This is a genomic window from Pseudomonas onubensis, assembly GCF_965653655.1.
Lineage (GTDB): Bacteria > Pseudomonadota > Gammaproteobacteria > Pseudomonadales > Pseudomonadaceae > Aquipseudomonas.
Map to the genome: position 1 here is coordinate 1 of NZ_CBFHAZ010000289.1, position 440 is coordinate 440.

At 27.3% G+C, this 440-nt stretch carries 1 protein-coding gene; it reads right to left on the bottom strand.

Translation table 11 applies throughout. The features are described 5' to 3' along the window. The coding region (locus ACTD9P_RS29995) for a CurL C-terminal domain-containing protein (protein ID WP_438870477.1) at positions 1–440 on the bottom strand (440 nt) is incomplete at both ends.

The window sequence follows — 440 nt, forward strand, 5'->3', positions numbered from 1 at the left end:
CGTTAAAATAAACTTCACTATCTTTAATAATTTTATTTCCTTGTTGAATCTTATTTAATGCTTCTTTTAATTTTTCTAATAAATCTTCCTTACATGATGCTATTATAGCCACTCTATTTGCTAAATGATCTCTTCTGCAATTCAATGTATATCCAATATCACTTAGTAGCATCAGATTCTCTTCAAGAAGAAAATTATATAAATCACTTAATAGAAAAGTTAAAGTATCCACATCGTTTGCAGAAAATGTGAATATTTGAGGCTCTAAACAATCCTCATTATTTGGAATATTTCTCTTTTTGTTGTAATCAGAAATAATCATATGGCAATTAGTGCCGCTCATACCAAATGAACTTATACATCCTAACAGCAATTTTTTTTTATGCAACTCTACTTTCTCAGTATTAATAAACACAGGTGAGTTACTAAAATCTATATTT